3 protein-coding genes and 1 pseudogene are annotated in these 2,510 nt (G+C 32.3%); all 4 read right to left on the reverse strand.

The genetic code is table 11. The annotated features are described in order from the left end of the window. Positions 1-314 precede the first annotated feature (314 nt). Positions 315-695, reverse strand: a complete 381-nt coding sequence (locus tag CU633_RS22085) for a retropepsin-like aspartic protease (protein ID WP_101662701.1) — start codon at positions 693-695, stop codon at positions 315-317. Further along, positions 692-940: a hypothetical protein gene (locus CU633_RS22090; protein ID WP_101662702.1), complete on the reverse strand. Its 249-nt coding sequence runs from the start codon at positions 938-940 to the stop codon at positions 692-694. Before CU633_RS22090 ends, CU633_RS22085 begins: the two co-directional genes overlap by 4 nt. 159 nt (positions 941-1,099) lie before the next feature. Further along, positions 1,100-1,943, reverse strand: a pseudogene (gene xerA, locus CU633_RS22095) (site-specific tyrosine recombinase/integron integrase). A 244-nt stretch (positions 1,944-2,187) separates the two neighbouring features. Further along, entirely contained in the window at positions 2,188-2,472 is a 285-nt protein-coding gene (locus CU633_RS22100; protein ID WP_101662703.1) for a hypothetical protein, read from the reverse strand. Positions 2,473-2,510: the final 38 nt, after the last annotated feature.

The raw sequence follows: 2,510 nt of genomic DNA on the forward strand, positions 1-2,510 counted from the left end.
GATTGAGCAAAAGTGTAAAATCTTATCAAGCGAAAACTGTCAACTTTATTCTAGCGTTTACATCAAATCGAACTCCATTACTAATCTCCTCGTTATTAAATCAAATAATTCTGTACGATGAACATTAATCCCTTCGTCAATTAACCTGCACCTATAGTTTAAGTACATTTCTTCACAATCTCACACCGATATTAACATAAATATCCATTTTTGTTTGGAAGTGTTATTCAATTAAATGGCCCTAAACAAAAATAAGCGTGTCCCTTATTTGAGAGATACGCTATAACTAAATTGCTAGGGAATTCATATTTTGATTAATGATTTTGAACTAATTCTAATTTCTCTAAATCAATGATGAATTTTCCATTCATTAAGATATCAAGCCCTATGAGACCATTGATACCCCAATCATCTAAATTTCCAAAGTCCAACTTCATTTCTGGTATTTCATGCGTACCGAGCTTAATAAAATCAACTGGTTTTCGGAAAGAATATTCCTCACCGCCAATTCCGTACGCACTGACTAAAGGATCTCCATTTTCAAAGTAAATACCTATTTCCTCAACAATGTCGGATGAAATAAGAGTATGAGCTGCACCAGTATCAATAACAAGCTTATCTATTATTTTCGTTTTTCCTTTATAAGAAATCGTCATTTCCACTTCGAGTAAACGATTCACTAATTCTAACTTCATAATCTCATACCTCTTAAGCCTGTTGGGGTTCTCATTTCAATAATAATTTTATCGGAACCTGTATGATAAACAATGGTATTGCCTTTTGATTTAAGTAACTCTTTTGTAGCCAATTTAGAATCTTCAATGACATTAATTAATGCGACATCCGTTACAATTTTTCTATTATCTTCTAAGTAAAAATCAAGGATATTAAGTTTTACATATTGATCTGGGTATAATTTACGAACCTCTTCCCATTTCATTGTTTATCACTCCTTGTTTTGCTTCCTATCATTACCATAGCATATTCCCATGACAACTTAAATAATTACCTCCGTTAGTTACACAGAAAACCTGTTTTTAAAGGACATGACTTTTAATATGTGAATCACTATTTCAATTAAAATTTAATTAAATAGATTTCAAAAATATTTACTATAAAAATCGTGCCTCAACTTTCCACTTAGCTGAGCATATATTTTTGTAGTCTCACTCTTCTCATGACCTAGTAGGGCTCTGAATTACCTCAAGTGGTGCACCGTTATTAATCATATGTGTAGCATAGCTATGACGTAATTGATGTGGATGTATACTCTTTTTTATTCCAGCACGATTCGATATTCTTTTGATAATATATCTTAAGTTATCAATACTCATACGCCTTTTTGGCCTTCTTTCCGTAATGAATAAACAAGACTCTTCATCATCTCGTTCATCTAAATACCTTTTTAACCAAATGGAGCATCGAGTATTAAAGTATACTTCTCTTTCTTTATCACCTTTTCCATGGACAATTACTGAATTTGTCCGAAAATTAATATCATCACGATCTAATTTTACCACTTCCTCAATACGGCAACCGGTCGAATACATAAACTCAAATAACGCATTCTCCAACGTTGTATGACAAGCTTCTCTAAGATGTTCGATCTCTAGTTCGGATAGAAACTTTGGAATTCTTATACCTAATTTTGGTTCTTTTAATTTGGCAGCAGGATTCTTCGGAATATAGCCTTCTTCATGTATCCATTTGAATAGTGATTTAATGCAACGAACCCTGTGTCCAAGACTTGATGGTTTTAAATGATCGCCCTCATGTATTAGATATTCTTTTAGTTTCTCCGTAGTAATTTCACTCATGTCCATATTTCCGAAAAATCGTAATAGGAGATTATATTGAAAACAGTATGTTTTTAATGTAAGTGGTGAATATCCCTCAATTTTTTTATCTTGTTGATACTTTTCCCATGCTTCTGATAATAACATGATTCTTTCACTCTCCTATTGTTTAAATCCATTAATCTAAATACTATTATGTTCAAGGAGAGTCTTTTTCATACACAGGTTACTCAACAATCGAAAACAATAACAAATTACTAAACTATAAGAAGCCTTGAAATACAAGAAAAGGACACTTTCTTTACTCATGAAAAGCGCCCGATAGTTGAAGATCTATAGCTATTTAAACTGGTTCTCACTTAATGAAATTAGCACCAGTAAGTTAGTGCAATTAGTTCAATAAAGTTTTAATAGTATTTAATAGTAATTGAAGTTTTTTCACTCCAATTTTCAACAACATAGTTTTAACGGCTTTTTTTACCGAAGGTTGGTTTAGAATAGCAACTAAAATTAGAGTAACTAAGGCATAACAAGTTATTTTCATCCAAGAAAAATGCGCTGTAAAACCACCTTCACGAATCTCAGTTACTTCACGAATACTCCACCAACTCCTAGGGTCAGCCAATGCAGAAGAACATAAAAGTATCACCGAAAACCATGAGTGTTGATTATCCATAATTAGACAAACCTATCCCGTTATTCGTACTGTACTTA

Source organism: Bacillus sp. V3-13 (assembly GCF_002860165.1).
Taxonomy (GTDB): Bacteria; Bacillota; Bacilli; order Bacillales; family Cytobacillaceae; genus Bacillus_BJ.